Source organism: Serratia sp. CY31944, from assembly GCF_052169175.1.
Classification (GTDB): domain Bacteria; phylum Pseudomonadota; class Gammaproteobacteria; order Enterobacterales; family Enterobacteriaceae; genus Serratia; species Serratia sarumanii.
This window is the reverse complement of record NZ_JBJNLG010000009.1, coordinates 60,703-86,212: the sequence shown is the minus strand read 5'-3', so window position 1 is coordinate 86,212 and position 25,510 is coordinate 60,703. Positions and strand designations below refer to the sequence as shown.

The 25,510-nt window shown below is 59.9% G+C and carries 26 protein-coding genes; 16 read left to right on the top strand and 10 right to left on the bottom strand.

All coding sequences use genetic code 11. The features are described 5' to 3' along the window. Entirely contained in the window at positions 1–297 is a 297-nt protein-coding gene (ihfA, locus tag ACJ8IN_RS11405; protein WP_004931414.1) for an integration host factor subunit alpha, read from the top strand. Between the two features lie 184 nt (positions 298–481). On the opposite strand, the gene ACJ8IN_RS11400 is transcribed toward ihfA, so the two are convergent. Then, entirely contained in the window at positions 482–613 is a 132-nt protein-coding gene (locus tag ACJ8IN_RS11400) for a hypothetical protein (RefSeq protein WP_033653919.1), read from the bottom strand. Between the two features lie 232 nt (positions 614–845). On the opposite strand from ACJ8IN_RS11400, the gene ACJ8IN_RS11395 reads away from it, so the two are divergent. The 15 genes from ACJ8IN_RS11395 (at position 846) to ACJ8IN_RS11325 (ending at position 16,263) form a co-directional block, all read left to right on the top strand. Beyond that, on the top strand, positions 846–1,262 hold the full coding sequence (locus ACJ8IN_RS11395) for a DUF2502 domain-containing protein (RefSeq protein ID WP_033638328.1): 417 nt from the start codon (positions 846–848) through the stop codon (positions 1,260–1,262). Positions 1,263–1,440: 178 nt separating this feature from the next. After that, complete coding sequence (gene btuC / locus ACJ8IN_RS11390; RefSeq protein WP_033638330.1) at positions 1,441–2,448, top strand: vitamin B12 ABC transporter permease BtuC; 1,008 nt, start codon at positions 1,441–1,443, stop codon at positions 2,446–2,448. 45 nt (positions 2,449–2,493) lie between these two features. Then, entirely contained in the window at positions 2,494–3,045 is a 552-nt protein-coding gene (locus ACJ8IN_RS11385) for a glutathione peroxidase (RefSeq protein WP_033638331.1), read from the top strand. 5 nt (positions 3,046–3,050) lie between these two features. Further along, positions 3,051–3,806: a vitamin B12 ABC transporter ATP-binding protein BtuD gene (btuD, locus tag ACJ8IN_RS11380; RefSeq protein ID WP_060424292.1), complete on the top strand. Its 756-nt coding sequence runs from the start codon at positions 3,051–3,053 to the stop codon at positions 3,804–3,806. 396 nt (positions 3,807–4,202) lie between these two features. Then, positions 4,203–5,357 carry a UDP-4-amino-4-deoxy-L-arabinose aminotransferase gene (gene arnB, locus ACJ8IN_RS11375; protein WP_033653921.1) on the top strand — a complete coding sequence of 385 codons (1,155 nt, stop codon included), beginning with the start codon at positions 4,203–4,205 and terminating at the stop codon, positions 5,355–5,357. Beyond that, positions 5,314–6,324: an undecaprenyl-phosphate 4-deoxy-4-formamido-L-arabinose transferase gene (gene arnC, locus ACJ8IN_RS11370; protein WP_194243198.1), complete on the top strand. Its 1,011-nt coding sequence runs from the start codon at positions 5,314–5,316 to the stop codon at positions 6,322–6,324. Before arnB ends, arnC begins: the two co-directional genes overlap by 44 nt. Further along, entirely contained in the window at positions 6,324–8,306 is a 1,983-nt protein-coding gene (gene arnA / locus ACJ8IN_RS11365; RefSeq protein ID WP_033638761.1) for a bifunctional UDP-4-amino-4-deoxy-L-arabinose formyltransferase/UDP-glucuronic acid oxidase ArnA, read from the top strand. Before arnC ends, arnA begins: the two co-directional genes overlap by 1 nt. Continuing rightward, positions 8,303–9,208 carry a 4-deoxy-4-formamido-L-arabinose-phosphoundecaprenol deformylase gene (arnD, locus tag ACJ8IN_RS11360; RefSeq protein ID WP_033646311.1) on the top strand — a complete coding sequence of 302 codons (906 nt, stop codon included), beginning with the start codon at positions 8,303–8,305 and terminating at the stop codon, positions 9,206–9,208. Before arnA ends, arnD begins: the two co-directional genes overlap by 4 nt. Then, positions 9,205–10,875, top strand: coding sequence for a lipid IV(A) 4-amino-4-deoxy-L-arabinosyltransferase (arnT, locus tag ACJ8IN_RS11355; protein WP_442519498.1), 1,671 nt, complete (start codon positions 9,205–9,207; stop codon positions 10,873–10,875). Before arnD ends, arnT begins: the two co-directional genes overlap by 4 nt. Beyond that, positions 10,872–11,216 (top strand): 4-amino-4-deoxy-L-arabinose-phosphoundecaprenol flippase subunit ArnE, encoded by a 345-nt coding sequence (gene arnE / locus ACJ8IN_RS11350; protein ID WP_033653923.1) that lies wholly within the window; start codon positions 10,872–10,874, stop codon positions 11,214–11,216. Before arnT ends, arnE begins: the two co-directional genes overlap by 4 nt. Continuing rightward, complete coding sequence (gene arnF, locus ACJ8IN_RS11345) at positions 11,213–11,605, top strand: 4-amino-4-deoxy-L-arabinose-phosphoundecaprenol flippase subunit ArnF (protein ID WP_041034867.1); 393 nt, start codon at positions 11,213–11,215, stop codon at positions 11,603–11,605. The genes arnE and arnF overlap by 4 nt, the downstream gene beginning before the upstream one ends. A 176-nt stretch (positions 11,606–11,781) precedes the next feature. Further along, complete coding sequence (locus ACJ8IN_RS11340; protein WP_016927954.1) at positions 11,782–12,246, top strand: NlpC/P60 family protein; 465 nt, start codon at positions 11,782–11,784, stop codon at positions 12,244–12,246. Positions 12,247–12,305: 59 nt separating this feature from the next. Beyond that, on the top strand, positions 12,306–13,319 hold the full coding sequence (locus ACJ8IN_RS11335) for a lipoate--protein ligase A (RefSeq protein WP_047571639.1): 1,014 nt from the start codon (positions 12,306–12,308) through the stop codon (positions 13,317–13,319). A 510-nt stretch (positions 13,320–13,829) separates the two neighbouring features. Further along, positions 13,830–14,561, top strand: a complete 732-nt coding sequence (locus ACJ8IN_RS11330) for an EAL domain-containing protein (RefSeq protein WP_033646308.1) — start codon at positions 13,830–13,832, stop codon at positions 14,559–14,561. A 259-nt stretch (positions 14,562–14,820) separates the two neighbouring features. Then, positions 14,821–16,263, top strand: coding sequence for a protein adenylyltransferase SelO (locus ACJ8IN_RS11325; RefSeq protein WP_033653924.1), 1,443 nt, complete (start codon positions 14,821–14,823; stop codon positions 16,261–16,263). A gap of 37 nt (positions 16,264–16,300) precedes the next feature. On the opposite strand, the gene ACJ8IN_RS11320 is transcribed toward ACJ8IN_RS11325, so the two are convergent. The 9 genes from ACJ8IN_RS11320 to ppsR all read right to left on the bottom strand — a co-directional run bounded on the left by ACJ8IN_RS11320 (position 16,301) and on the right by ppsR (position 25,239). Next, on the bottom strand, positions 16,301–17,086 hold the full coding sequence (locus tag ACJ8IN_RS11320) for a heme ABC transporter ATP-binding protein (RefSeq protein WP_039566401.1): 786 nt from the start codon (positions 17,084–17,086) through the stop codon (positions 16,301–16,303). Then, entirely contained in the window at positions 17,079–18,083 is a 1,005-nt protein-coding gene (locus ACJ8IN_RS11315; RefSeq protein ID WP_164099055.1) for a FecCD family ABC transporter permease, read from the bottom strand. Before ACJ8IN_RS11315 ends, ACJ8IN_RS11320 begins: the two co-directional genes overlap by 8 nt. Further along, positions 18,083–18,913, bottom strand: a complete 831-nt coding sequence (locus tag ACJ8IN_RS11310) for a heme/hemin ABC transporter substrate-binding protein (protein WP_033638352.1) — start codon at positions 18,911–18,913, stop codon at positions 18,083–18,085. The genes ACJ8IN_RS11315 and ACJ8IN_RS11310 overlap by 1 nt, the downstream gene beginning before the upstream one ends. Then, positions 18,910–19,947, bottom strand: coding sequence for a hemin-degrading factor (locus ACJ8IN_RS11305; RefSeq protein ID WP_442519497.1), 1,038 nt, complete (start codon positions 19,945–19,947; stop codon positions 18,910–18,912). Before ACJ8IN_RS11305 ends, ACJ8IN_RS11310 begins: the two co-directional genes overlap by 4 nt. Positions 19,948–20,013: 66 nt before the next feature. Then, entirely contained in the window at positions 20,014–22,095 is a 2,082-nt protein-coding gene (locus ACJ8IN_RS11300) for a TonB-dependent hemoglobin/transferrin/lactoferrin family receptor (protein ID WP_033646303.1), read from the bottom strand. Positions 22,096–22,189: 94 nt separating this feature from the next. Further along, positions 22,190–22,372 (bottom strand): hemin uptake protein HemP, encoded by a 183-nt coding sequence (gene hemP / locus ACJ8IN_RS11295; RefSeq protein WP_016927944.1) that lies wholly within the window; start codon positions 22,370–22,372, stop codon positions 22,190–22,192. A gap of 171 nt (positions 22,373–22,543) precedes the next feature. Continuing rightward, positions 22,544–23,029, bottom strand: coding sequence for a glutathione peroxidase (locus tag ACJ8IN_RS11290; protein WP_033646302.1), 486 nt, complete (start codon positions 23,027–23,029; stop codon positions 22,544–22,546). Positions 23,030–23,134: 105 nt separating this feature from the next. Then, positions 23,135–24,181: a 3-deoxy-7-phosphoheptulonate synthase gene (locus ACJ8IN_RS11285; protein WP_308325685.1), complete on the bottom strand. Its 1,047-nt coding sequence runs from the start codon at positions 24,179–24,181 to the stop codon at positions 23,135–23,137. 197 nt (positions 24,182–24,378) lie between these two features. Further along, positions 24,379–25,239 carry a posphoenolpyruvate synthetase regulatory kinase/phosphorylase PpsR gene (gene ppsR / locus ACJ8IN_RS11280; RefSeq protein WP_049234269.1) on the bottom strand — a complete coding sequence of 287 codons (861 nt, stop codon included), beginning with the start codon at positions 25,237–25,239 and terminating at the stop codon, positions 24,379–24,381. Between the last annotated feature and the right edge of the window lie 271 nt (positions 25,240–25,510).

The following is a 25,510-nucleotide window of genomic DNA, read 5'->3' as shown; positions in this document are numbered from 1 at the left end:
ATGGCGCTTACTAAAGCTGAAATGTCAGAACACCTGTTTGAGAAGCTTGGGCTTAGCAAACGGGACGCCAAAGACCTGGTGGAACTGTTCTTTGAAGAGGTCCGTCGGGCCCTTGAGAATGGCGAACAGGTAAAACTGTCGGGTTTTGGCAACTTTGATCTGCGTGACAAGAACCAACGTCCGGGGCGTAACCCGAAGACCGGCGAAGACATTCCGATTACGGCGCGCCGCGTGGTGACCTTCCGTCCGGGGCAGAAGCTGAAAAGCCGGGTAGAAAACGCCAGCCCGAAAGGGTGAGTGACGTGTGATATCAAAAAAGGCCGCTTGCGCGGCCTTTTTCTTTTTTGGCATAAAATTCAGTTTATTCCTAATTGGCAATGTAAGAATTAAAATTCTGCGTTCAAACGCTACGGAAAAATTTATTTAATCTCAATTGCGGAATATTCTCATATCTTATTTGGTGAGTGGCATTGTTTCCGCTTCAATAACGGCCGTGATAATGGCCAGGGCCATCGCCACGGTGGCCGCCGCCCCAGTGCGGGCCCCAACAGCAGGCGCTGAGGCTTGCTGTCAGGGCCACAACGGCCAGCAGGCTGCCTATACGTTTAATCATCTTATTATCCTCCGATGGAAATTCGCTTAATTATAATTGCCGCGCCGCTTGAGAGCCGTCAGTTATTCGTTAAGCCTTGTCAGCGATTATGATAATTAAAGGCGAGGGCAAACAGTGTAGGGATTGTGTAAGGCCGTCGAAAACAATCTGAAAATAGGCATCGGTGAGATAGTGGTTAAATAAACGCGCTGATATAACCACTGCAGCAAGAAAAATAGAGTGAGAAGGCAAAATGAAAAAGATCCTGTTGCTGGTGTGTTTCCCGTTGTTGCTGCCGTTGGCGGCGCAGGCCGATGTCTCTGTCGATATCAATGTGCCGGGCGTTTCTCTGCATCTGGGGGATCAGGACCGTCGCGGCTACTACTGGGATGGTTACGACTGGCGTCCACCGCAGTGGTGGCATGCGCATCAGGGCCGCGGTCTGGGTGAGCGCAATGCGCGCGGCATGTACTGGGACGGCGGCCGCTGGCAGCCATCGCCGCCGCGTGGCTATGATCACCGTGAGCCGGCACGCAGCGGCAATCCGTTCCGCGGCGATCGCGATAATCGCGACCACGAGCGTAATCATGACGATCGCGGTGCCTCCGACCGCCGCGATGACGGCCGCGGCCAGCCTTATCCACCGGGCAACGCCGGCCCGCATCGTTAACCCTGAGTTTATCGGCGGCTGGTTTTGCCATCATCGTTGCGATGACGGGCAATGCCAGCCGCTGCTTTCCTGCGCCATCATCCACGCAAGGCTTCCCCTTGCGGCGTTAACCCCCTAATATTCGACTCAAACGTCAATTATCCGGCCACGACAGCGGCCGGCAGGGAACCGCCGCGCCATGCCAACCAGCCGTACCTTCACCTTATTGTTGCAACATCAACGCTACCGCGATAAACGCCAGATCGGTCTGTTGGCGCTGGGCGTGGCGGTGGCGCTGCTGTTCAGCCTTTGTGCCGGCGACCAATGGATATGGCCGTCAGAGTGGTTCAGCGATCGGGCGCAACTGTTCGTCTGGCAACTGCGTTTGCCGCGCGCGCTGGCGGTGATGCTGGTCGGCGCCGCCCTGGCGGTGGCGGGCGCGGTAATGCAGGCGCTGTTTGAAAACCCGCTGGCGGAGCCCGGTCTGCTGGGCGTCGCTAACGGCGCCGGCGTAGCGCTGGTGCTGACGGTGTTGTTGGGGCAGGGGTTGTTGCCGGTGGCGCTGATGAGCGCCGCCGCGATAGCCGGTGCGCTGGCGATGACCTTTCTGTTGCTGGGCTTCGCTCGCCGCCGACGTCTGACCAATGCGCGGCTGTTGCTGGTCGGCGTGGCGCTGGGCATCGTGTGCAGCGCGCTGATGACCTGGGCGGTCTATTTCAGCACCAGCCTCGATCTGCGGCAGCTGATGTACTGGATGATGGGCGGTTTCGGCGGGGTCGACTGGCGCCAAAAGTGGCTGGTGCTGGCGCTGCTGCCGGTGCTGCTGTGGTTGTGTGGCCAGGGCAAAGCGCTCAACCTGATGGCGCTGGGCGAGGTACAGGCGCGGCAACTAGGGCTGTCGCTGCATCTGTGGCGTAACCTGCTGGTGCTGGCGATCGGCTGGCTGGTCGGCGTCAGCGTGGCGCTCGCCGGGGTGATTGGCTTCGTTGGGTTGGTGATCCCGCATATTTTGCGGCTTATCGGCCTGACCGACCAACGCTATCTGTTGCCGGCCTGCGCGCTGGCCGGGGCTGGGGTGTTGCTGGTGGCCGATGTGGTTGCCCGCATTGCGCTGCTGGCGGCCGAGCTGCCGATCGGCGTGGTGACTGCCACGCTGGGGGCGCCGCTATTTATCTGGTTACTGACCCGGGCAAAAGGCGTAAGGTAGTTCTCTTCATTCACCTGCCATTAAAAAACCAAAGGATGACAACCGATGAGCAAGCCAATCGACAACCTGCCGTTACAAACCATTGAAAATCAGCCGACCACGCTGGGCGCCTACCGGGGTAAGGTGCTGCTGGTGGTCAACGTGGCCTCGGAGTGCGGCCTGACCAAACAGTACGAAGGGCTGGAAGCGCTGTACGAAGCCTACCGCGATCAAGGGCTGGAAGTCCTCGGGTTCCCGTCCAATGAATTCCTGGGCCAGGAGCCGGGCAGCAACGAAGAGATCCTGGCGTTTTGCCGTGGCACCTTCGGCGTGCAATTCCCGATGTTCGCCAAGATTGAGGTGAACGGCGAACGCCGTCATCCGCTGTACCAGGCGCTGATTGCCGCACAGCCGGAGGCTGTCGCACCGCAGGGCAGCGAGTTTCTGGCGCGGATGACCAGCAAAGGGCGTGCGCCGAAGCACCCCGGCGATATTCTGTGGAACTTCGAGAAATTCCTGATCGCGCGCGACGGCACGGTGATCCAGCGCTTCTCGCCTGACACTACGCCGGAAGATCCGGCGCTGGTGGCGGCGGTGAAACAAGCGCTGGCAGGATAAGACAGATGCTGCAACTCGTTGAGGTTGGGGTGGCGGGGCGCCTGGCGCCTTTTTCGGCACAGATTGACGGCGGGTTGCAGGTTCACCTGATCGGCCCCAATGGCGCAGGGAAGAGCACCCTGTTGGCGCGGGTGGCGGGCATGCTGCCGGGGCTGGGCGAAGTCTGCCTGGACGGACGCGCGTTAGCCGATTATCCGGGGAGCGAGCTGGCATGCCGGCGCGGCTATCTCAGCCAGCAACAGCCGCCGGTGTCGCTGATGCCGGTGTTTCAGTATTTGGCGTTGCACCGGCCTGCCGGCGCGGCGCAAACCGAGGTGGAGCACGCCATTCTCTATCTATGCCAGCGGTTGAAGCTGGTGGATAAGCTGTCACGCACGTTGACGCAGCTTTCCGGTGGCGAATGGCAGCGGGTGCGGCTGGCGGCGGTGTTGCTGCAGGTGTGGCCCAGCGTCAATCCGCACAGCCGATTGTTGTTGCTGGATGAACCGACCAATAGCCTGGACGTGGCGCAAAAGGTCGCGCTGGATCGCCTGCTGCGCGAATTCTGCCAAAGTGGGCGCAGCGCGCTGGTGTGCGCGCACGATCTGAATCATACCCTGCAGCAGGCCGATCGGGTTTGGTTGCTGCACGCTGGGCAGCTGGTCGCGCAGGGCATCACCCGTGAGGTGATGGCGCCCGACCTGTTGTCGCAGATCTATGAAGTGGATTTTCACCTGCAATGGGTGGGGAACCAGCGTTGGATCATGACGCGCACGGCTTAATTCGTCCCGGCAGCATAAATGTAAACGAAAACTAAACGTAGTGAATATAAATAGCCGGGTAATCATCGGCTATTATTGTTCCACCGCTCATTTTATCGTGGGTTTTATTGAAAAGCGTCAATGACGTGCTAGGCTTGATTCGGCGAAAATAAAATAAGTAAATAATTATTAAAAATAATAAGCAATTGATTTTATTGGTAAATTAAATTAACGGTAACGACATCTATCTATCAGTCCTCCCACTGATGACACGTCTCGTCTTAAGGTTTAGTTAAGCTTGCGGCCTTACATTGTCAGTTAATCCACGGAAACGATTCTTCTCTGGCGTTTAATATTCGTTAAACGAAAGGGATTTACAGTGTCATCAAAAGCAGCTCGATACGTTTGGGGTTAACTATGGATCAATTTTTGCCTTTCTCTCGTCCGGCCATCGGCGATGAAGAAATCGCCGCGGTAGAGAAAGTGTTGCGTTCCGGTTGGATCACCACCGGGCCGCAAAACCAGCAACTGGAAAGCGACTTCTGCTCCACTTTCGGCTGTAAGCACGCCATCGCCGTCAGTTCCGCCACGGCGGGTATGCACATCACGCTGATGGCGCTGGGTATCGGCCCCGGCGACGAAGTCATCACCCCTTCGCAAACCTGGGTCTCCACCCTCAACATGATCGAGTTGCTGGGCGCCACGCCGGTGATGATCGACGTTGACCGTGATACGTTGATGGTCAGCGCCGCCGATGTCGAGGCTGCCATCACCCCGAACACCAAAGCGATTGTTCCGGTGCATTACGCCGGTGCTCCCCTGCAAATGGATGCGCTGCGCGCCGTAGCCGCACGCCATCGCTTGCCGCTGATCGAAGACGCCGCCCACGCGGTCGGCACGCGCTACAACGGCGAATGGGTCGGCGCACGCGGCACGGCGATTTTCTCTTTCCACGCGATTAAAAACGTGACCTGCGCCGAAGGCGGCCTGATCGCCACCGACGACGATGCGCTGGCGGATCGCCTGCGTTGCCTGAAGTTCCACGGTCTGGCCGTCGATGCCTTCGATCGCCAGCAGCTTGGCCGCAAACCGCAGGCCGAAGTGGTGGAGCCGGGTTACAAATACAACCTGTCCGACATTCATGCGGCGATCGCCGTGGTGCAACTGTCGCGCTTTGCTGAGCTGAACGCGTGCCGTAAGGCGCTGGCACAGCGCTACCTGAGCGCGCTGGAAGGCTCGCCGTTCCAACCGTTGGGCGTGCCGGATTATCCGCATGACCACGCCTGGCACCTGTTTATGGTCCGCGTCGATCCCGCGCGTTGCGGCATCGATCGCGACCAGCTGATGGAGCGCCTGAAAGAGGTTGGCGTCGGCACCGGGCTGCATTTCCGCGCCGCGCATACTCAGAAATTCTACCGTGAGCGTTATCCGCAGCTTTCTTTGCCGAATACCGAATGGAACTCGGCGCGGCTGTGCACCTTACCGCTATTCCCTGATATGACCGACGCCGACGTGGATCGCGTGGTCAATGCCTTGTCTTCTGTTGTGGAGTCTTTACGTGCCTCGCGTTGAACCGATTAAAAAAGTCTCGGTAGTCATCCCGGTATACAACGAGCAGGAAAGCCTGCCGGCGTTGCTGGAGCGGACTACTGCCGCCTGTAAGCAGTTATCTCAACCTTATGAAATCATCCTCGTCGACGATGGCAGCAGCGACAACTCCGCTGACATGCTGACTGCGGCGGCGGAAAAGCCGGATAGCCACGTGATCGCCGTCTTGCTGAACCGCAACTATGGCCAGCACTCGGCCATTATGGCCGGTTTCAATCAGGTGACCGGCGATCTGGTGATTACGCTGGACGCCGATCTGCAGAACCCGCCGGAGGAGATCCCACGGCTGGTCAGCGTGGCGGAAGAGGGCTATGACGTGGTGGGCACCGTGCGCGCCAACCGTCAGGACTCCTGGTTCCGCAAAAGCGCCTCGCGCGTAATCAACATGATGATTCAACGCGCCACCGGCAAGTCGATGGGGGACTACGGCTGCATGCTGCGCGCCTACCGTCGTCATATCGTTGAGGCGATGCTGCACTGCCATGAGCGCAGCACCTTTATCCCGATCCTGGCGAATACCTTCGCCCGCCGCACGACCGAGATCGACGTGCGTCACGCCGAACGCGAGTTTGGCGACTCCAAGTACAGCCTGATGAAGCTGATCAACCTGATGTATGACTTGATCACCTGCCTGACCACCACGCCGCTGCGTTTGCTCAGCGTGGTCGGCAGCATCGTGGCGCTGTCCGGGTTTGTGCTGGCGCTGGTGCTGATAGCGCTGCGTCTGCTGCTCGGCCCTGAATGGGCCGCCGGCGGCGTGTTCACCCTTTTCGCCGTCCTGTTCACCTTTATCGGCGCCCAGTTTGTCGGCATGGGGCTACTGGGTGAATACATCGGCCGCATCTATACCGACGTGCGCGCGCGTCCTCGCTATTTTGTTCAGAAAGTGGTCGGTGCACAGCAGGGCCACAATACTCAGGAAGAAGAATGATGAAAGCTATTGTATTTGCTTACCATGATATTGGCTGCGCCGGTCTGAAAGCGCTGACTGAGGCGGGTTATGACGTGCAGGCCGTGTTCACGCACACCGACGACCCTGGCGAGAACAACTTCTTCTCCTCCGTGGCCCGTTTGGGCGCCGAATTGGATCTGCCGGTCTATGCGCCAGAGGACGTAAACCACCCGCTGTGGGTTGACCGCATTCGCGCACTGCAGCCGGACGTGATCTTCTCGTTCTATTACCGCCACATGCTGAGCGACGAGATCCTGTCGCTGGCACCGCAGGGCGGTTTCAATCTGCACGGTTCGCTGCTGCCACGTTACCGTGGCCGTGCGCCGGTGAACTGGGCGCTGGTGAACGGCGAAACCGAAACCGGCGCCACGCTGCACAAGATGGTGAAACGCCCGGACGCCGGCGACATCGTCGGGCAGCAAAAAGTGGCCATCGCCGACAGCGATACCGCGCTGACGCTGCACAAAAAAGTGCTGGAAGCCGCGCAGATCGTGTTGAAAGAGCAACTGCCGAAGCTGAAGAACGGCACTGCCACCTTCACCAAGCAGGATGAGTCCCAGGCCAGCTACTTCGGCCGCCGCAGCGCGGCGGACGGCGAGATCCTGTGGCACAAATCCGCCAAAGAGATCAACAACCTGGTGCGCGCCGTCACCGAGCCGTACCCGGGGGCGTTCAGCTACCTCGGCCAGCGCCAGCTGATCGTCTGGCGCTCTCGCGTGCTGGATACCCAACACGATAAGCAGCCGGGCACCGTGCTGAGCACCTCGCCGCTGGTCATCGCCTGTGGCGAAGGCGCGCTGGAGATCGTCGCCGGTCAAAACGACAGCGGTCTGTACGTGCAGGGCAGCCGCCTGGCGCAGGAAATGGGCATCGTCACCGACGTGCGTCTGGCCGCCAAGCCGAACGCCGCGATGAAACGCCGCACCCGCGTACTGATCCTCGGGGTCAACGGCTTCATCGGCAACCACCTGACCGAGCGCCTGCTGCGCGACGATCGCTACGACATCTACGGTCTGGATATCGGCTCTGACGCCATCAGCCGCTTCCTCGACAACCCGCGCTTCCACTTCGTGGAAGGCGACATCAGCATCCACTCCGAGTGGATCGAGTATCACATCAAGAAATGCGACGTGGTGCTGCCGCTGGTGGCGATCGCGACGCCGATCGAATACACCCGTAACCCGCTGCGCGTGTTCGAGCTGGACTTCGAAGAGAACCTGAAGATCGTTCGCGACTGCGTGAAATACAACAAGCGCATCATCTTCCCGTCCACCTCTGAAGTGTACGGCATGTGCGACGACAAAGAGTTCGACGAAGACCATTCGCGCCTGATCGTCGGGCCAATCAACAAACAGCGCTGGATCTACTCGGTCTCCAAACAGCTGCTGGATCGGGTGATCTGGGCTTACGGCGCCAAAGAAGGCCTGAAGTTCACGCTGTTCCGTCCGTTCAACTGGATGGGGCCGCGCCTGGATAACCTGGACGCGGCGCGCATCGGTTCTTCCCGCGCCATCACCCAACTGATCCTCAACCTGGTGGAAGGTTCGCCGATCAAACTGATGGACGGCGGCGCGCAGAAACGTTGCTTCACCGACATCAACGACGGCATCGAAGCGCTGTTCCGCATCATCGAGAACCGCGACGGCCTGTGCGACGGCCAGATCGTCAACATCGGCAACCCGACCAACGAAGCGAGCATCCGCGAACTGGCGGAAATGCTGCTGGAAAGCTTCAACAACCACCCGTTGCGCGACCGCTTCCCGCCGTTTGCCGGCTTCAAGGACGTGGAGAGCAGCAGCTACTACGGTAAAGGGTATCAGGACGTCGAGCACCGCACGCCGAGCATCAAAAATGCTCACCGCCTGCTGGGCTGGCAGCCGACCATCGAGATGAAGCAAACCATCGCCGATACGCTGGACTACTTCCTGCGCACTACCGTTCAGGAAGGGAACGGTGCATGAAGAAAGTCGGTCTGCGGGTTGATGTAGATACCTTCAGCGGCACCCGTGAAGGGGTGCCGCAGTTGCTGGATCTGTTCGAAAAGTACGACATTCAGGCCAGCTTCTTCTTCAGCGTGGGACCGGACAACATGGGGCGCCATCTTTGGCGCCTTTTGCGTCCGAAATTTTTGTGGAAAATGCTGCGTTCGAACGCCGCCTCGCTATACGGTCTGGACATTCTGCTGGCCGGCACCGCCTGGCCGGGGCGCAACATTTCACGCGCGCTGGGGCCGCTGATGAAGCGCACCGCCGAAGCCGGCCATGAGGTCGGGCTGCACGCCTGGGATCACCAGGGGTGGCAGGCCAGGGTCGGCAAGTGGAGCGAAGCGCAGCTGACCGAACAGGTGCAGCTGGGCGTCGACGCCCTGAGCGCCAGCACCGGCCAGCCGGTGAAATGCTCCGCCGTGGCGGGCTGGCGCGCCGATACGCGCGTGCTGGAGGTCAAACAACGCTTCGGCTTCCATTACAACAGCGATTGCCGCGGCACCCATCCGTTCCGTCCGGTGCTGAGCGACGGGCGCCACGGTACGGTGCAGATCCCGGTGACGCTGCCGACCTTCGATGAAGTGATTGGCAGCGAAGTCAGCATGGCCGACTTCAACGACTATATTCTGCGCGCCATCGAGAACGATCGCGGCGTGCCGGTGTACACCATTCACACCGAAGTGGAAGGCATGTCGCAGGCGGCGATGTTCGAACAGTTATTGCAACGCGCACAGCGGCAGGGCATCGAATTCTGTCCGCTGAGCGCGCTGTTACCGCAAGATTTGGCGTCACTGCCGTTGGGCCGCATCAAGCGCGCTCCTTTCCCCGGCCGCGAAGGTTGGCTGGGCTGTCAAACCGATGTGAAGGACGTTACATGAAGGCGCTAAAAGGATCCTGGGCCATTGTGCTGGCCGTTTTTTTTGCTCTGGTTTACCTGATCCCGCTTAACGGCCGCCTGCTGTGGCAGCCGGATGAGACGCGTTATGCCGAGATCAGCCGTGAAATGCTGCAGCGCGGCGATTGGGTCGTGCCGCACCTGCTGGGGCTGCGCTATTTCGAAAAGCCGGTGGCGGGTTACTGGTTCAATAACATCAGCCAGTGGCTGTTTGGCGAAAACAACTTTGCGGTGCGTTTCGGCTCGGTGTTCAGCACCGGCATGACCGCGCTGCTGGTGTTCGCGCTGGCGATGCTGATGTGGCGCAATGCGCGCCGCGCCAGCCTGGCGGCGCTGATGTTCCTGTCGATGGTACTGGTGTTCAGCATCGGCACCTACAGCGTGCTGGATCCGATGATCTCGCTGTGGCTGGCGGCGGCGATGGTCAGTTATTACCTGACGCTGAAAGCCACCTCGGTCAAAGGCAAGCTGGGCGCTTACGCGTTGCTGGGCCTGGCCTGCGGCATGGGCTTTATGACCAAGGGCTTCCTGGCGCTGGCGCTGGCGGTGCCGGTGATCGCGGTGATCCCGATCGTCATTCAGCAACGCCGCATCAAGGATCTGCTGTGCTATGGCCCGGTGGCGATCGTGACCGCTACGCTGCTCAGCCTGCCGTGGGCGCTGGCGATCGCGCAACGTGAACCCGATTTCTGGAATTACTTCTTCTGGGTCGAGCATATTCAGCGTTTCGCCGAAGATAACGCCCAGCACAAGGCGCCGTTCTGGTATTACCTGCCGGTCCTGCTGGCGGCGGTGCTGCCGTGGCTGGCGCTGCTGCCCGGTGCGCTGCTCAAGGGGTGGCGCGAGCGCGTACAGCGTCCGGAGCTGTTCTTCCTGCTGAGCTGGGCGCTGATGCCGCTGATCTTCTTCAGCATCGCCAAAGGCAAGCTGCCGACCTACATTCTGCCGTGTATGGCCCCGCTGGCGCTGCTGATGACCGCCTATGCGGAAGACTACGCCGCCACGCTGCGCGCCAGGCTGTTCAAGGCCAACGCCTGGCTGAACGGCCTGTTCGGCCTGATCGGCATCGTGGCGCTGGTGGTGTTGAGCTCCGGTCTGCTGCCGAAGGCACATCTGTTTACTCCGCAGGAGTGGCCGAAACTGGTGCTCGGCCTGATCGCCTTCGGCGGCTGGCTGCTGTTCGCGCTGGTTTCCGTACGCGACAACGGCCGCCAATGGCGCTGGGCGGCGGCTTGCCCGGTGCTGCTGTGCCTGGTGATCGGTTACGCCATCCCGCAACAGGTGACCGATTCCAAACTGCCGCAAAACTTTGCCCGCGCCACGATGGCCGAACTGAGCGACAGCCGCTATGTGTTGAGCGACAGCGTCGGGCTGGCAGCCGGCCTGGCCTGGGAGCTGAAGCGTAGCGACGTGCTGATGTACAGCCAGAAAGGCGAGGTGGCCTATGGTCTGGAGTACCCGGACGCCAAGGGGCACCTGATCAGCGATGCCGACTTCCCGCAGTGGCTGGCGCAGGCGCGCAAGCAGGGGAACGTGTCGCTGGTGCTGCAGCTGTCCCGTGGCGAAGCGCTGCCGCAGGAACTGCCCGCCGCAGACAAGGTGGATCGCATGAACCGCCTGGTGCTGATGTGGTATAAACAGCAACCATGATGGGTTTTCTGTTGGTGATTGTGGTCAGCCTGCTCACCTGTGGTGGGCAGCTGTGCCAGAAACAGGCGGCGCACTGTTGGGAACGGGCGGACGAGGCGCGGCTGAAGCTGACGCTGCGCTGGTTGGCGCTGGCGGTGCTGCTGCTGGGGCTGGGCATGGCGGTGTGGCTCAATGTGCTGCAACGCCTGCCGCTCAGCCTGGCTTACCCGATGCTCAGCCTGAACTTCGTGATGGTGACGCTGGCGGCGCGCTGGCTGTTTCATGAGCCGACGACCGCCCGCCACTGGTGCGGCGTAGCGTCGATTATGTTGGGGATCCTGCTGATGAGCGTGCATTCATGAGGGGCTATGCCTGGGGCGCCGCCAGCGTGTTGCTGGTGACGTTGGCGCAGTTGCTGATGAAGTGGGGCATGGTGCAAATCCCGCTGATGTCGTTCGCCGACGTCTCGTTGGTGCTGATCGGCGGCTACTGGCTGCCGCTGTTGGCGGTGGGCGGCGGCATCTGCGGTTATGCGCTGTCGATGCTGTGTTGGTTCTTTGCGCTGCGCCACCTGCCGTTAAACCGCGCTTATCCTCTGTTGAGCGTCAGTTATGCGCTGGTCTATCTGGCGGCGGTGATCCTGCCGTGGTTCAACGAGTCCGCTACGCTGCTGAAAACGCTGGGCACGCTGTTTATTCTGTTCGGCGTCTGGCTGATTAACAGCAAGTCCGAGACTAAATCGCCGGAATAGGGCCAAAACCGGCGATCCTGTCATTATCTCCCTTATGGCGCTTGCCTTTTTCCCCGTGCGGGAGATAAATTAACGCCAAATAGCGCTCTCCTTACGTGGTGCCGGCTTTGCCTCGCAGGCGGTGTGGTGGTGTACCGGATGGCATAATGCGGCAACGTGTTCAATGAAGGGATATTATGCGGATGCGTGTGTGGTTTTTATTAGCCAGTTTGATCCTCGCCGGGTGCAGCAGCCATGCGCCGCCGCCCAGCGGCCGCCTGGCGGACTCTATCGTGGTGGTGGCCCAGCTCAATGAGCAGCTGCGCCAGTGGTACGGCACGCCATACCGTTACGGCGGCCTGGATCGGGGCGGGGTAGATTGTTCCGGCTTTGTTTACCGCACGTTCCGCGATCGTTTTGACATGCAACTGCCGCGTTCGACCGAAGAACAGACCTCGCTGGGCACCAAGGTCTCACGCGATGAGCTGATGCCGGGCGATCTGGTGTTTTTCAAAACCGGCGGCGGTGAGAACGGCCTGCACGTCGGCATTTACGATACCAACGACCAATTTATCCACGCGTCGACCAGCCGTGGAGTGATCCGCTCCTCGCTCGATAACGTCTACTGGAAGCGGGTGTACTGGCAGGCGCGACGCATTTAGCCTTAACCCATTGATTTGGTGTATCATGGCGGCATCTCATGTTTTGGACGGTGCCTGCCATGAACAGCCTGCGTTTACTGATCTCCGACTCCTACGATCCCTGGTTCAACCTGGCGGTGGAAGAGTGCATCTTCCGCGAAATGACCACGCAAAAAATTCTCTTCCTGTGGCGCAATGCCGAAACGGTGGTGATTGGCCAGTCGCAGAACCCCTGGAAAGAGTGCAACACCCGGCGCATGGAGCAGGACGGCATTAGGCTGGCGCGGCGCAGCAGCGGCGGCGGGGCGGTATTTCACGACCTGGGCAACACCTGTTTCACCTTTATGGCCGGCAAGCCGGGCTACGACAAGAGCGTCTCGACCGACATCATTCTGCAAGCGCTGCGGCAGCTAGGCGTCGCGGCCGGCGCGTCGGGGCGCAACGATCTGGTGATGGAAACCGCCGACGGGCCGCGTAAAATATCCGGCTCGGCCTATCGAGAAACCCAGGATCGCGGTTTCCACCACGGCACGCTGCTGCTGAACGCCGACCTGGAACGGCTGGCGAACTACCTCAATCCGGATCCCAAAAAGCTGCAGGCCAAGGGCATCACCTCGGTGCGTTCACGCGTCGCCAATCTGGCGGAGTTTTTGCCGGGCATCAGCCATGAGCAGGTATGCGACGCCATCGTGCAGGCTTTCTTCGCCCACTATGGCGAAACGGCCGAGCCGGAGATCATTTCGCCGGACGTGTTCCCCGATCTGCCCGATTTTGCCGCGCAGTTCGCCAAACAAAGCAGCTGGGAATGGAATTTCGGCAAGGCGCCAGCATTCAGCCACTTGCTTAACGAGCGCTTTGTCTGGGGCGGCGTAGACCTGTTCTTCGATGTGGAGAAGGGGGCTATTGTTCGCGCGCAGGTGTTCACCGACAGCCTTAATCCCGCCCCGCTGCAGCGGCTGGCGGATATGCTGGTGGGCTGCCCGTATCGAAGCGAGCCCGTTGCCGCCTGCTGTGATCGACTGATGGCGGATTATCCGCAGCAGGCGGCCGAATTAGCCGAACTGCGGCAATGGCTGAGTGAAACGATCCGTTAGCGAAGGCCTGGTGATGAAGGGATGAGCGTGCTCATCCCTTTTTTTATCGCTGAAATCGATGTTTTGCACGGCGGTAGCGCAGATTTTCTGAAAATCAAGGTGGGCATTTTTTTGCGTTTTCAATGCCGAGAATAACGGGCGGAATTGATGCGTTATTAAATTTAATCAGTCATCGTTAACGGCAGGAAAAATCGGCGTTAAGGCGGGAAGATTATTTTACTTTATTTAAGATTTTTCTTAAATAAAACAAAGGAGATAAGTCAAATTTGGCCGTCAATCCATTCTACTTAAGCCAAATACCTTTTCACATAACGCGTTTGGCGGGCGCCATGGCATAAGTTAGGCTGCTTTTCTTTGCGCCTTTCACGATTGTCGTATAGCTTTAATCTATCAATTAAATGATATTTCATGGGTATTTACATTGATATTTCCGATTAATCCCAGAGGGATTGATCGATAAAATATATTGATATACGATGATACGCTAGCCATTCATCCTGTGGCATTAAAATGAACATCCAACTCGAAGCTGACTTTATTAGTAGCTATGTTTTTCAACCTGTTTACTCAATGGAGGGCGGGCTGTTGGCGGTGGAAATGTTGAGCCGATTCAACAGTCTCGACGGTGATTTAGCCATGCCGGCCGAAATTGGGATTAATTTATTGGCGCCTGAACAAAGGATTGAGTTATTTAATGAGCAACTGAAACTTGCGGAGCAGCATGCGGCTTGGTTTACCGGTAACAACGTGCAGTTGACCATCAATATCGAAGAAACCATCGTTGAGCTTATTCTTTCCGATTCGGCGTTGTGCCAACGGATCGGGCAATATCCTTTTATTGCATTTGAAGTGAGTGAGAGTTTTCCGAATCTTTCGGCCGGGAAGAACAACCCGAGCGTGCGGCGATTAAGCGAAATGTTTACGCTGTGGCTCGATGATTTCGGTTCCGGTAAAGCCACGCTGACCGCGTTGTACGATGGTTTGTTTGACTACGTAAAGATAGACAAGCGTTTTTACTGGCAGCTGTTTACCCATCAGGGATATGACGTGGTCATCGACTCGTTGTTAAAGAATATCAACCTGTTATGTAAAGGCGTGATCGTCGGAGGAATAGAGAAAAAAGAGTATTTTAATAAACTCAGGTACGCCGGTGTTTTAGGTCTGCAAGGTTTTTTATGGCCCAGCGTTGGTGTGGATAATCTGCAAGCTTTGCTGGCGACGCCCAGCGAGTTCAATAATTAAGAAGTGATATAAAAAAATTACACACAATGAGGGAAATCATGCGTGGAGTGAGGTTACCGTGATTCCGCTACCGTTATTGATCCTCGTTGTTGGGCTGATAACACCGTTTATCAGCCGGCATTAAACCCGCGCTTCCTCAGCCAGGCGGAACGCCAAACTCCCCGCATCCGTCCTGACGACAGGCGGATGCGTTCTCCCTGCATTCCTTCGGTGTTAATCCGCTCGTTCAGGCTCTACACTACGCTGAAACGGAGGGCCTATGCCGCAGTTCGATAACGCTTACTACCAACAGTTACCCGGCTTCTACACCGCTCTGAACCCGACGCCGCTCAAGGATGCGCGCCTGCTGTACCACAGCGAGCCGCTGGCGCGCGAGCTGGGGCTGGATGAAAGCTGGTTTACTCAGGATAAAACCCCGATTTGGGCGGGAGAAACGCTGCTGCCGGGCATGCAGCCGCTGGCGCAGGTGTACAGTGGCCACCAGTTCGGCGTGTGGGCCGGGCAGTTGGGCGATGGCCGCGGCATTTTGCTTGGCGAACAGGTTCTGGCGGACGGCAGCCACCGCGATTGGCACCTGAAGGGCGCCGGGCTGACGCCGTATTCGCGCATGGGGGACGGCCGCGCGGTGCTGCGTTCGGTTATCCGTGAGTTTCTGGCCTCTGAGGCGCTGCACCATTTGGGGATCCCCACCACCCGAGCGTTGACCATCGTCACCAGCAGGCAGCCGGTGTTCCGCGAGCAGCCGGAACGCGGTGCCATGCTGATGCGGGTGGCGGAAAGCCACGTGCGGTTCGGCCACTTCGAACACTTTTACTACCGTAAACAGCCGGAGCAGGTACGGCAGCTGGCGGATTTCGTCATTGCCCGTCACTGGCCGCAGCTGCAGGATCAGGCCGAGCGCTACCTGTTGTGGTTTACCGACGTGGTCGAACGGACGGCGCGCCTGATCGCCCATTGGCAAACCGTCGGTTTCGCGCACGGCGTGATGAACACCGACAACATGTCGATTCTCGGTATCACCATCGATTACGGCCCTTACGGCTTCCTTGACGACTACCAGCCCGGCTATATCTGCAACCATTCCGATCACCAGGGGCGTTACGCCTTCGACAATCAGCCGGCGGTGGCGTTGTGGAACCTGCATCGTCTGGCGCAGACCCTATCGGGGCTGATGACCACCGAACAGCTGCAGCAGGCGCTGGCGGCGTATGAGCCGGCGCTGATGCGCGCCTACGGCGAACAGATGCGCGCCAAACTCGGCTTCTTCACGCCGACGGCGCAGGACAACGACGTGCTCACCGGTCTGTTGAGCCTGATGGCGCAGGAAGGGCGGGACTATACCCGCACGTTCCGCCTGTTGAGCGAGACCGAACAGCAGCAGGCGCAGTCGCCGCTGCGCGACGAGTTTATCGATCGCGCGGCGTTCGACGCCTGGTATCAGCAGTATCGTCAGCGTTTGCAACAGGAGCAGGTGAGCGATGCGGAGCGGCAACGGGCGATGAAGGCGGTGAATCCGCGGCTGATCCTGCGCAACTATCTGGCGCAGCAGGCGATTGAGGACGCGGAGAACGACGACGTGGGCCGTTTGCAGCGATTGCATCAGGCCCTGCTGCGGCCGTTCGACGATGTGCCGGAGTATGACGATCTCGCCGCGCTGCCGCCGGACTGGGGCAAGCACCTGGAGATTTCCTGCTCCAGCTGAGATGAAGAAAGGGCGCTTGATAGCGCCCTTAAATTTTTTATTGGCGCAGGTAGACCTGTGGCAGCGACACTTCGGGATGATGCACCACGCCGAGATCGGCCTGATACCAGCGGGTGAGGATCTCCGTTTGCAACACTTCCTGCGGCGTGCCGCTCGCCACCAACCGCCCCTGATGCAACAGCAGGATCCGATCGGCGTACAGCGCGGCCAGATTGAGATCGTGCAGCACGCAGCAGACGCCCAGCGGCTGTTGGCGCGTCAGCGAGCGCAGCAGGCGCAGGGTGTGCTGCTGGTGATACAGATCCAGCGCCGAGGTCGGTTCGTCGAGGAACAGCCAGGCGGGGGACGGCTGCGGTTGCCACAGCTGCGCCAACACCCGCGCCAGCTGCACCCGCTGTTGTTCACCGCCGGACAGCTGGCGGTAGTCGCGCTGCGCCAGCGCCAGGCAGTCGGTTTGCGCCATCACCTGTTGGATCGCCTGATGCTCGTCGCGTTTGCCGTGCGGCGAACGCCCCATGCTGACCACTTCTTCTACGCTGAATGGAAACGCCAAATTGCTGTACTGGCGCATCACGGCCCGGACTTTGGCCAACTGTTGCGGCGCCCAGTGTTCCAGCGGGCGGTCAAGCAGCCGACATTCGCCGCAGTCCGGCGTCAAATAGCCGGTCAGCAAGCGCAGCAGCGTCGATTTGCCGGCGCCGTTAGGGCCGATAATCGCCACCATTTCACCGCCGGCAAGGCTGAGCGAAACGTCGTTGATCAACCGGCGCGTACCGAGGCTGTAACGCAGCTCCCGGGCTGTCAGGCAGGCGGCGTTATCCACCGGCTCGCTCCCGCTGGCGCATCACCAGCCACAAGAAATAGGGACCGCCGATCAGGCTGGTCATCAGCCCCACCGGCATTTCGGCCGGCGCCACCAGCGTGCGCGCCAGCGTATCGCTGACCAGCAGCAGGCAGGCGCCGCCCAGCGCGGAGCAGGGCAGCAGCCAGCGGTGATCGCCGCCGAGGCGCATGCGCACCAGATGCGGCACCACCAGGCCGACAAAGCCGATCACACCGCTCATCGCTACCGCCGCGCCGATCAGCAGGGCGCTCAGCAACAGCAGCTGCAGCTTGGCGCGCTGGACGTTCACCCCGAGGTAGTGGGCCTCTTCGTCCCCCAGCTGCAACAGGTTCAGCCGGCGCGCCTGCAGCAGCGTCAGCAGCGCCGCAGGCAGGATCAGCGAGGCGGAAACCGCCAGGGTCGGCCACTGCGACTGGCTGAGGCTGCCCATCATCCACAGCGAGAACTGGCGCAGCTGTTGATCGCTGCTGACGTAAGAGAGCACGCCGATGGCCGCCATGCACAGGGCGTTGATGGCGATGCCCGCCAGCAGCAGCCGCGACAGATTGCCGTGCCCGCTGCGGCTGATGCCGTAGATCAACAATGACACCAGCAGGCTGCCGAGGAACGCCGCCAGCATATGACCGTACAGCGCGATCGTCATCGGCAACGCCAGCGGCATCACGATGAACAGCGCGACAAACAGCGCGCCGCCGCTGCTGATGCCCAGCAGGCTAGGATCCGCCAGCGGGTTGCGGAACAGCCCTTGCATCACGGCGCCGGATACCGCCAGCGCGCAGCCGATCACCACCGCCAGCAGCACGCGCGGCAGGCGAATGTTCAACCAGATGTGCCAGGCTGCGTCGCTGAAGGGCTCGCGCCATAGGGTGCGAAACGACAGCGTCAGCGCGCCCAGGTTGGCGGCGACCAGCGCCAGCAGCGTCAGCAGCACCAGCAGACCGATGATGGCCAGCTGAGGCGAGGTGCGACAGCGCATTACTTTTGCTCCGCCGCGTGGCGCAGCTTGGCCAGCGCCGCCGGCGTTTCCAGACCGAAGCCCAGCAGCGCCATGTCATCGACGATCAGCACGCGGCGCTGCTTGCCTGCCGGCGTCAACGCCAGGCCCGGCAGCGTCCACAGCTGCTGTTCGCCGCCGAGGGTGCGCACGCCGTCGGTGGTGACCAGCAACAGATCCGGCGCGCTGGCGATGACGCCTTCCTGCGACAGCGGCCGGTAGCGGTCAAAGCCCTGCATGGCGTTTTTCAGACCGGCGGCGGCAATCACCGCGTCGGCGGCGGTGTGTTGCCCGGCGGCCATCGGCGTAATGCCGCCGTGGCTCATCACGAACAGCACCTTGACCGGCAGCGGGGAGGTATCCACCGCCGCCAGCTGTTGTCGATAGCGCTCGCTCAGCTGTTTGCCTTGCTCAACGCGCTGCAGCGCGGCGGCGATCGTAGCGATTTTCTGCGGCACCGCCTGCAGGGTGGTGTCACCCGGCACGCTGACCACGTTGACACCGCTGTCCGCCAGCTGTTTGAGCACCAGCGCCGGCTGTGCCAGCTCGGTCGTCAGCACCAGAGTCGGCTTCAGCGCCAAAATGCCTTCGGCGTTCAGCTGGCGCATGTAGCCGACGTCCGGCAGCTTTTTCACCGCTTCCGGATGCAGACTGGTGCTGTCGCGGGCGATCACCTCGTCGCCGGCGCCGAGCGCGAAGGCGATTTCCGTCACGTCGCCGCCGATCGAGACGATGCGCTGCGCCGCTGCGGCGGTGAGCGGCAGCGCCAGCGACATCATCAACGCCAGGCGGCGGATCAAGGAAGATTTCATGCGGCGATGTCCTTGGCGGCGAGCGCGGCAACCTGCTCGCGCCACTGGGTTTGTTCCGGCTGGCCTTCGGTGCGCTGGCCATACAGCTGCGCAATCTGCGTGCCGTCGGCGGCGAACAGCTCCAGGCTGGTGACGATGCCGTCCTTGGTCGGTTTGCGGGTGATCCAGCTTTCGGCGATGGCGTCTTCAATCAGGTGCAGCGTGAAGCGGCGGTTGAACACGTTGATCCAGCCTTCCTGCGGCATCAAACGTTCGATCTGGCCGGTGAAGATCTGCACGCAGCCGCGGTTGCCGACAAAGATCATGATCTCGTTTTGCTGTTGCTGCGCCGCTTCGAGCAGCTGCGACAGCGCGCTATTGTCCACCTGGTAGGCCAGATCGTTGCCGACGGCGCGGAAGGCCTGTTGGCGCGTCAGCTTGTTGCGGCTCAGCAGCTGGAAGAACTGGTGAACGTCGGTCATCGCGCGCCACTCACCGTCGATTTTGGCATGATCCTGCGTCGTTTCATCGGTGGTTGCCGCCTCGGCGGGCTGCAGCGCCAGCGCCGGGTTTTCTTCGCTCAGGTGGCGCTCCACCAGCGCCATCCAGGCCGGCAGATCGGTTTCCTCGGTGGTGTAGACCTTGTGCAGCGCATCGCCCTGTTGGTCGAAGAACTGAATGCTGTGGCGCACGCCGCGCTTGTTGGTTTCGCTCATGGCGAAGACGCTGGTCCAGTGGTTGAGGAACAGGCGCAGATCCAGCTCGCGTGGGTTGAGGAGCAGCCCGGCGTGGCCGTTGAGGTGCTGGTTGCGGTAGCGGCCCATCTGCTCATGCACCGCATAGCTGTTGCGGGTGATGGACTTGGTGACACCGACCTGCTCAAGCTCGGTCAGCAGGGTGCGCGCGTCGGCCTGCAGGCGGCGGGTGTCGTGGCCGACGCGGGCGTGCGTCAGCTCCGCTTCGCTGACGCCGAGGATCGCCGCCAGATCGCGGGCGTATTTACCGGGGTGATCGATTTTAGCCTGTTGGTAGCGTTCGTATAGGGTGTTGCTCATGCGGGATTCTCCTGCGCTGTAATGCGAACGGTGGACAACCGGGTTGTCCGCCAGATAGTCAAATGATTACCACTGGTAGCTGACCAGCAGTTTGGCGTTGCGGCCATCCTGCGGGACGCCCTGCGGCGAGTAATATTCCTTGTCGAAGGCGTTGCCCAGCACCACGGTGGTGGTCATACCCTGCAGACGATCGCGGCCCTTATAGCTCAGATAGAAGTCGTTGACGCCGTAGCCGGCTTGTTCGGCCGTGCCGGTCTCCACGCGCGTCGCGCGTTCGGCGAAGGTGGCGACCCAGCCGGCGGACAGGCCGGTTTCGCCCAGCGGCACGTCCAGCGAACTGGTGACGGTGTCTGGATTGATGCTGCTTAACCAGTCACCGGTTGCTTCATTTTTGCCACGGGTGCGGTTATAAGCCAAATCCCAGCCGAACCATGGTGTTTTATAGCTGAGCGTAGCGTCCCAACCCCAGATTTTGGCGCGATCGATATTGGTCGAGAATGTGGTGCAACTGATGCAATAAGGACCTCGCGGACCGCGTCCCAGTTCCATCGTGACATCGGTGGTGATGTAGTCCTTGGCTTTGGTATCGAAATAGCTGGCTTTGAACTGCAGACTGTCATCGGCCAGCATCAAATCATCGAAACGTAGACCAAACCCGTACTCTTGGGTTTCGTTGGTTTCCGGTTTCAAATTCGGGTTAGGCACCCAATAGTTGGTGATGGTGGTTGGTCCCATTGGAATTGAGAAGTGCTTGGAGTCGTTGTACATCTCACCCATCGTCGGCGCGCGGAACGCCTGAGAATAGGAGCCGAACAGCATCAGCCAGTCGGTAGGCGTAATACTGACAGCACCGCGAGAGGACCATTTGTCCGCATCCACATCGGCATAGCCGTCGCTTGAGCCCTTGTAATTGTCATAGCGGGTGCCGGCGAGCAGAGTGACAGGCAGATCGCGCAGCGTGATTTCATCCTGTAGCCAGCCTGAAGCGAAATTGATTTTTGCGTGTGGGAAACTTTCGGTAGCGCCGCCCGGTGTTTGTTCCTGTTTGTAGGCCTCGGTGCCGTAGGTCAGCAGGTGCGAGGCGAAAGTATCCGCAAACAGGCGCGTTCGGTTTTCGAGTTTGGCGCCTTTCGTGGTTTGTTTGCGTGCTTCATCTTCGCTGCCATTGGCGTGAGCGTTAATTTTTACGTCTGAATAATACACTTTCGCTTCCGCATCCAGCCAATCCTGGCCGGCGGGTTTCAGTTTGTAACTCAGTGCCGCGTCGCGTTGAATCGTCGAACGATCGGTCATTAAGTTTCCACTGGAGCTGGCTGGCGTTTGCGGGTTTTTCGGCTCCTGCGCGCTGTTATTGTAGTAACGAAGATTGCCGCTCAGCGACTGATTGTCGTCGAGCTTCCAGGTGCCTTTGGCCAGCACGTTGCTGATGGTTTCGTCGTTAGGCGCATCGAAGCCGTTGCCCTGACGCAGATCGCCGACGTCGCGAGTGCCGAAAGACAGCAGGCCGTCGAGGTTATCGGTCTTGCCATAGGCGCTGGCGCCCATGCCCAGGCTGTGATCGCCGGTGCCGGCGGTGCCGTAGACGCGGAACCCGCTATCGTGGCCCGGCAGCAGCAGATCGGCGGCATCGACGGTCTCATAAGACACTACACCACCCAACGCGCCGCTACCGTACAGCAACGCGGAGGGGCCGCGCACGACTTCAATGCGTTTCACTAACGCAGGATCCAAAAATGTGCCGTTAATATGGCCGGTATCGGTCCCCTGACGGATGCCGTCGACCAGCGTCAGCACGCCGCGTCGGTCGTAACCGCGCATCATGAGATCCTGCCCATTGCTGCGCCCGGAACCCGTGACGGTAATGCCCGGCACGCGGCGCAGCATATCGGCGGCGGTGCCTGCAGTTTGGCTTTCCGGCGAGTTGCCTTCGATGACCGTGACCATCATCGGCGCTTCAAAGCTGCTGCGTTGGTTGCCGGTGGCGACCACGGTCATGGTCTCGTCGGCGGCTTTGGCTTTTTTAGCCGGCGCCGCGTTGGAAGAGGATGTTGTGCTGGTGTTTTGTGCCAAGGCCACCGTAGGCAGAGCGCAGGCAATCGCCAGACTCAAAGCGGAAAAACGCAGCCGGGTGGAAAATGTCAGAGGCATGGTGCAACTCTCCGTATGTAATAAAACATATCAATAGATTTGCTGGCTGCCTGGATCAAAAGATCGGGGTGGCTGGCGTTTGAGGGTTCTGTGGTTATTTGGTCAGGATCAATTTCCCGGCTTTGGTCTGCCGCAGCTGATAGCGCTGGCCCTGATGGGTAATGAACGCGATGCCGTCGGCGCCGAGCAGCTGTGCGCTGTCGTAGCTGGGCGGCGCGTTTGCGCTGTGCTCGGTCGGGGCCGCGGCGGCGGGGGTAGGCGTGTTGGCAGTATCCATTATCATTGTGCTTATAAAACAGACCATTAAATGGTAATTAATATCAAACTGAGAATCATTATCATGTGAAGGAAAGGTTACATCAAGGAAAATTTTCTTACCGATGGAACCTTTTTGTCGAATGGACATCCGGCGGCGGGCCGAGCGTACCCGGCCCGTAAAAAAGGGGCGTTATTTCAGCAGGGTTTCGATGCGGTCAAACAGGCGTTCGGGTTTGGTGATCGGCGCAAAGCGCGTGACGCGCTGGCCGTCGGCGGTGAGCAGGAACTTGGTGAAATTCCATTTGATGCGGCGGCTGCCCAGAATGCCGGGCGCCAGGCGTTTCAACTCATTGAACAGCGGGTGCGCGCCGGGGCCGTTAACGTCTATCTTGCTGAACAGCGGGAAACTGACGCCGTAGTTGAGGCTGCAAAAGTTGGCGATCTCCAGCGGGCTGCCCGGCTCCTGAGAACCAAACTGGTTGCAGGGGAAGCCGAGCACCACCAGGCCGCGTTCGCGATAGTATTGCCACAAATTTTCCAGCCCGCGGTATTGCGGGGTGAAGCCGCACTTGCTGGCGGTGTTGACCACCAGATAAGCGCGCGCCGGGTAATCGCCCAGCGTTTTTTGCTCGCCCTGCAGCGTGACGCAGGGGATGGATAACAGAGAGTGAATCATGCCGTGGCTCCAGGTGCGTTTCGGCGGGTGCTAAAGCGTTGCAATCAGTATAGATGAGCGGGACAGAAGGGATAAAGCCGGGGCGAGGCCCCGGCCTGCGTTGCGTCAGAAACGGCTATCGACCGCATCCGCCAGCATCGCCAGCAACTGTTCGCTGTCGGACCAGCTCAGGCAAGGATCGGTGATTGACTGGCCATAGGTCAGCGGCTGGCCGGCGACGATCTTCTGCGTGCCTTCCACCAGGAAGCTTTCCGCCATCACGCCGGTGATGGCGGCGGAGCCGGCACGGATCTGTTGGCAGACGTTGTCGGCCACTTCCAGCTGGCGGCGGTGCATTTTCTGGCAGTTGCCGTGGCTGAAGTCGATCACCAGGTGTTCCGGCAGATCGAACTCGCGCAGGCTGTCGCAGGCAGTGGCGATGTCGCTGGCGTGATAGTTCGGCGTTTTGCCGCCGCGCATGATGATGTGGCCGTACGGGTTGCCGCTGGTCTGGTAGATGGTCATTTGGCCATGTTTGTCCGGCGACAGGAACATGTGCCCGGCGCGCGCCGCGCGAATGGCGTCGATGGCGATGCGGGTGTTGCCGTCGGTGCCGTTTTTGAAGCCGACCGGGCAGGAGAGCGCCGAGGCCATTTCACGGTGGATCTGGCTTTCGGTGGTGCGCGCGCCGATGGCGCCCCAGCTGATCAGATCGGCGATGTATTGGCCGACCACCATGTCCAGGAATTCGGTGGCGGTCGGCAGGCCGAGCTGGTTCACTTCCAGCAGCAGGCGGCGCGCCATTTCGATGCCACGGTTGACCTGGAAGGTGCCGTCCAGCGCCGGATCGGATATCAGGCCTTTCCAGCCGACGACGGTGCGCGGTTTTTCGAAATAGGTGCGCATCACGATCTCTAGGCGATCCTGGTAGCGTTTGCGCAGGGCGTTCAACCGGCCGGCGTAATCGACGGCGGCGTCGAGATCGTGGATGGAGCAGGGGCCGATCACCACCAGCAGGCGGCGGTCTTCACCGGTGAGGATTTTTTCAATGCGTTTTCGTGACGCGGTCACGTTGTCGGCGACGGCCGCCGAGATCGGCAGCTTGTCCGCCAACGCTTGCGGCGTGACGAGGCTGTCGATGCGCGCGGTCCGCAGTTCATCTGTTTTGTGCATGTTGTTCCCTGGAAACTGTTCTTCTCTGCGGCAGGAGTGCCGGGAAGTGATGGCGATCACAATAACGCAAAAAGCGCTGAATTCAACCGTAGAGATTGTGTTCTGTTGATCAAAGCCGCGAAAAAAAGCACAAAAAAATCAGCGGCTGCTGAAATAAACGGCAGGTGGCGGGGCGCGGCGGCCCCGCGAGGAAAAGGTCAGAACATGCGGCGGCTCATGCCGAGGATGTCGAGGATTTTGGTGGAGATCTCTTCGACCGAATAGTTGGTGGTATTGAGGTAGCGGATCTGATTTTTGCGGAACAGCGCCTCGACTTCGGCGATCTCCATACGGCACTGGCGCAATGAAGCGTAACGGCTGTTTTCACGCCGTTCCTCGCGGATCGCCGCCAGGCGTTCCGGATCGATGGTCAGGCCGAATAATTTATGCTGAAACGGTTTCAGCGAGGCCGGCAGGTGCAAATTGTCCATATCGTCGGCGATAAACGGGTAGTTGGCGGCGCGGATGCCGAACTGCATCGCCAGATAAAGGCTGGTGGGGGTTTTGCCGCAGCGCGACACGCCGAGCAGGATCACCTGCGCCTGATCGAGGTTGCGCAGCGAAATGCCGTCGTCGTGCGCCAGCGTATAGTCGATGGCGGCAATGCGCGCGTCGTACTTGCCGAGGTTGCTGGCGGTCAGACCGTGGGTGCGGTTCGGCACCGGCGTCGGCTCCACTTCCAGCTCGCCCTGCAGCGGGCCGACCAGCGCCTGCACGATATCCTGGCAGAAGCCCTGGCTCTGCACGATCACATCGCGCACTTCCGGCGAGATGATGGAGTAAAACACCAGCGGCCGCACGCCGGTTTCATTATAGATATCATCGATTTGTTGGCGAACTGCGCGAGCGCGCGCCTCGGTTTCGACAAACGGCAGGGTATAGGTGGTCGCCGTGACCGGGAACTGCGACAGCACCGCGTGTCCCAGCACTTCGGCGGTGATCGCCGTACCATCCGAAATATAAAAAACGCTTCTTTCCACCCGAGGCTCCTTACCTGAAAACGGTGTTACTGCTGTCATCACTGTCAATATCATGAGCCGCAGACGATCCGCCGGTAAAGGGGCGAGGGGAAAAATTGTGACGGCGGGGCGGTAAAGCGCCTTGCGGCGGCGCGTGAAGAAAAGCGCGTTTTGCCGGCGGTAAAAATCGCGGCGCGGCGACGCTTTTCGATCCGAAACGTAAATTTGCCGCTATTTTCACCAAAAACGGTAGCGTTTGCGTGGTCATTAAAACAGAAGTTTAAAAAGAGCGTAATTTGTTGAGAACTAAGCTTTTCGTGCGATTGGGAAC

Coding starts and splice junctions, on each gene's coding strand:
- ihfA (WP_004931414.1), top strand. CDS start 1: ATGGCGCTTACTAAAGCTGAAATGTCAGAACACCTGTTTGAGAAGCTT.
- ACJ8IN_RS11400 (WP_033653919.1), bottom strand. CDS start 613: ATGATTAAACGTATAGGCAGCCTGCTGGCCGTTGTGGCCCTGACAGCA.
- ACJ8IN_RS11395 (WP_033638328.1), top strand. CDS start 846: ATGAAAAAGATCCTGTTGCTGGTGTGTTTCCCGTTGTTGCTGCCGTTG.
- btuC (WP_033638330.1), top strand. CDS start 1,441: ATGCCAACCAGCCGTACCTTCACCTTATTGTTGCAACATCAACGCTAC.
- ACJ8IN_RS11385 (WP_033638331.1), top strand. CDS start 2,494: ATGAGCAAGCCAATCGACAACCTGCCGTTACAAACCATTGAAAATCAG.
- btuD (WP_060424292.1), top strand. CDS start 3,051: ATGCTGCAACTCGTTGAGGTTGGGGTGGCGGGGCGCCTGGCGCCTTTT.
- arnB (WP_033653921.1), top strand. CDS start 4,203: ATGGATCAATTTTTGCCTTTCTCTCGTCCGGCCATCGGCGATGAAGAA.
- arnC (WP_194243198.1), top strand. CDS start 5,314: ATGCCTTGTCTTCTGTTGTGGAGTCTTTACGTGCCTCGCGTTGAACCG.
- arnA (WP_033638761.1), top strand. CDS start 6,324: ATGAAAGCTATTGTATTTGCTTACCATGATATTGGCTGCGCCGGTCTG.
- arnD (WP_033646311.1), top strand. CDS start 8,303: ATGAAGAAAGTCGGTCTGCGGGTTGATGTAGATACCTTCAGCGGCACC.
- arnT (WP_442519498.1), top strand. CDS start 9,205: ATGAAGGCGCTAAAAGGATCCTGGGCCATTGTGCTGGCCGTTTTTTTT.
- arnE (WP_033653923.1), top strand. CDS start 10,872: ATGATGGGTTTTCTGTTGGTGATTGTGGTCAGCCTGCTCACCTGTGGT.
- arnF (WP_041034867.1), top strand. CDS start 11,213: ATGAGGGGCTATGCCTGGGGCGCCGCCAGCGTGTTGCTGGTGACGTTG.
- ACJ8IN_RS11340 (WP_016927954.1), top strand. CDS start 11,782: ATGCGGATGCGTGTGTGGTTTTTATTAGCCAGTTTGATCCTCGCCGGG.
- ACJ8IN_RS11335 (WP_047571639.1), top strand. CDS start 12,306: ATGAACAGCCTGCGTTTACTGATCTCCGACTCCTACGATCCCTGGTTC.
- ACJ8IN_RS11330 (WP_033646308.1), top strand. CDS start 13,830: ATGAACATCCAACTCGAAGCTGACTTTATTAGTAGCTATGTTTTTCAA.
- ACJ8IN_RS11325 (WP_033653924.1), top strand. CDS start 14,821: ATGCCGCAGTTCGATAACGCTTACTACCAACAGTTACCCGGCTTCTAC.
- ACJ8IN_RS11315 (WP_164099055.1), bottom strand. CDS start 18,083: ATGCGCTGTCGCACCTCGCCTCAGCTGGCCATCATCGGTCTGCTGGTG.
- ACJ8IN_RS11310 (WP_033638352.1), bottom strand. CDS start 18,913: ATGAAATCTTCCTTGATCCGCCGCCTGGCGTTGATGATGTCGCTGGCG.
- ACJ8IN_RS11305 (WP_442519497.1), bottom strand. CDS start 19,947: ATGAGCAACACCCTATACGAACGCTACCAACAGGCTAAAATCGATCAC.
- ACJ8IN_RS11300 (WP_033646303.1), bottom strand. CDS start 22,095: ATGCCTCTGACATTTTCCACCCGGCTGCGTTTTTCCGCTTTGAGTCTG.
- hemP (WP_016927944.1), bottom strand. CDS start 22,372: ATGGATACTGCCAACACGCCTACCCCCGCCGCCGCGGCCCCGACCGAG.
- ACJ8IN_RS11290 (WP_033646302.1), bottom strand. CDS start 23,029: ATGATTCACTCTCTGTTATCCATCCCCTGCGTCACGCTGCAGGGCGAG.
- ACJ8IN_RS11285 (WP_308325685.1), bottom strand. CDS start 24,181: ATGCACAAAACAGATGAACTGCGGACCGCGCGCATCGACAGCCTCGTC.
- ppsR (WP_049234269.1), bottom strand. CDS start 25,239: ATGACAGCAGTAACACCGTTTTCAGGTAAGGAGCCTCGGGTGGAAAGA.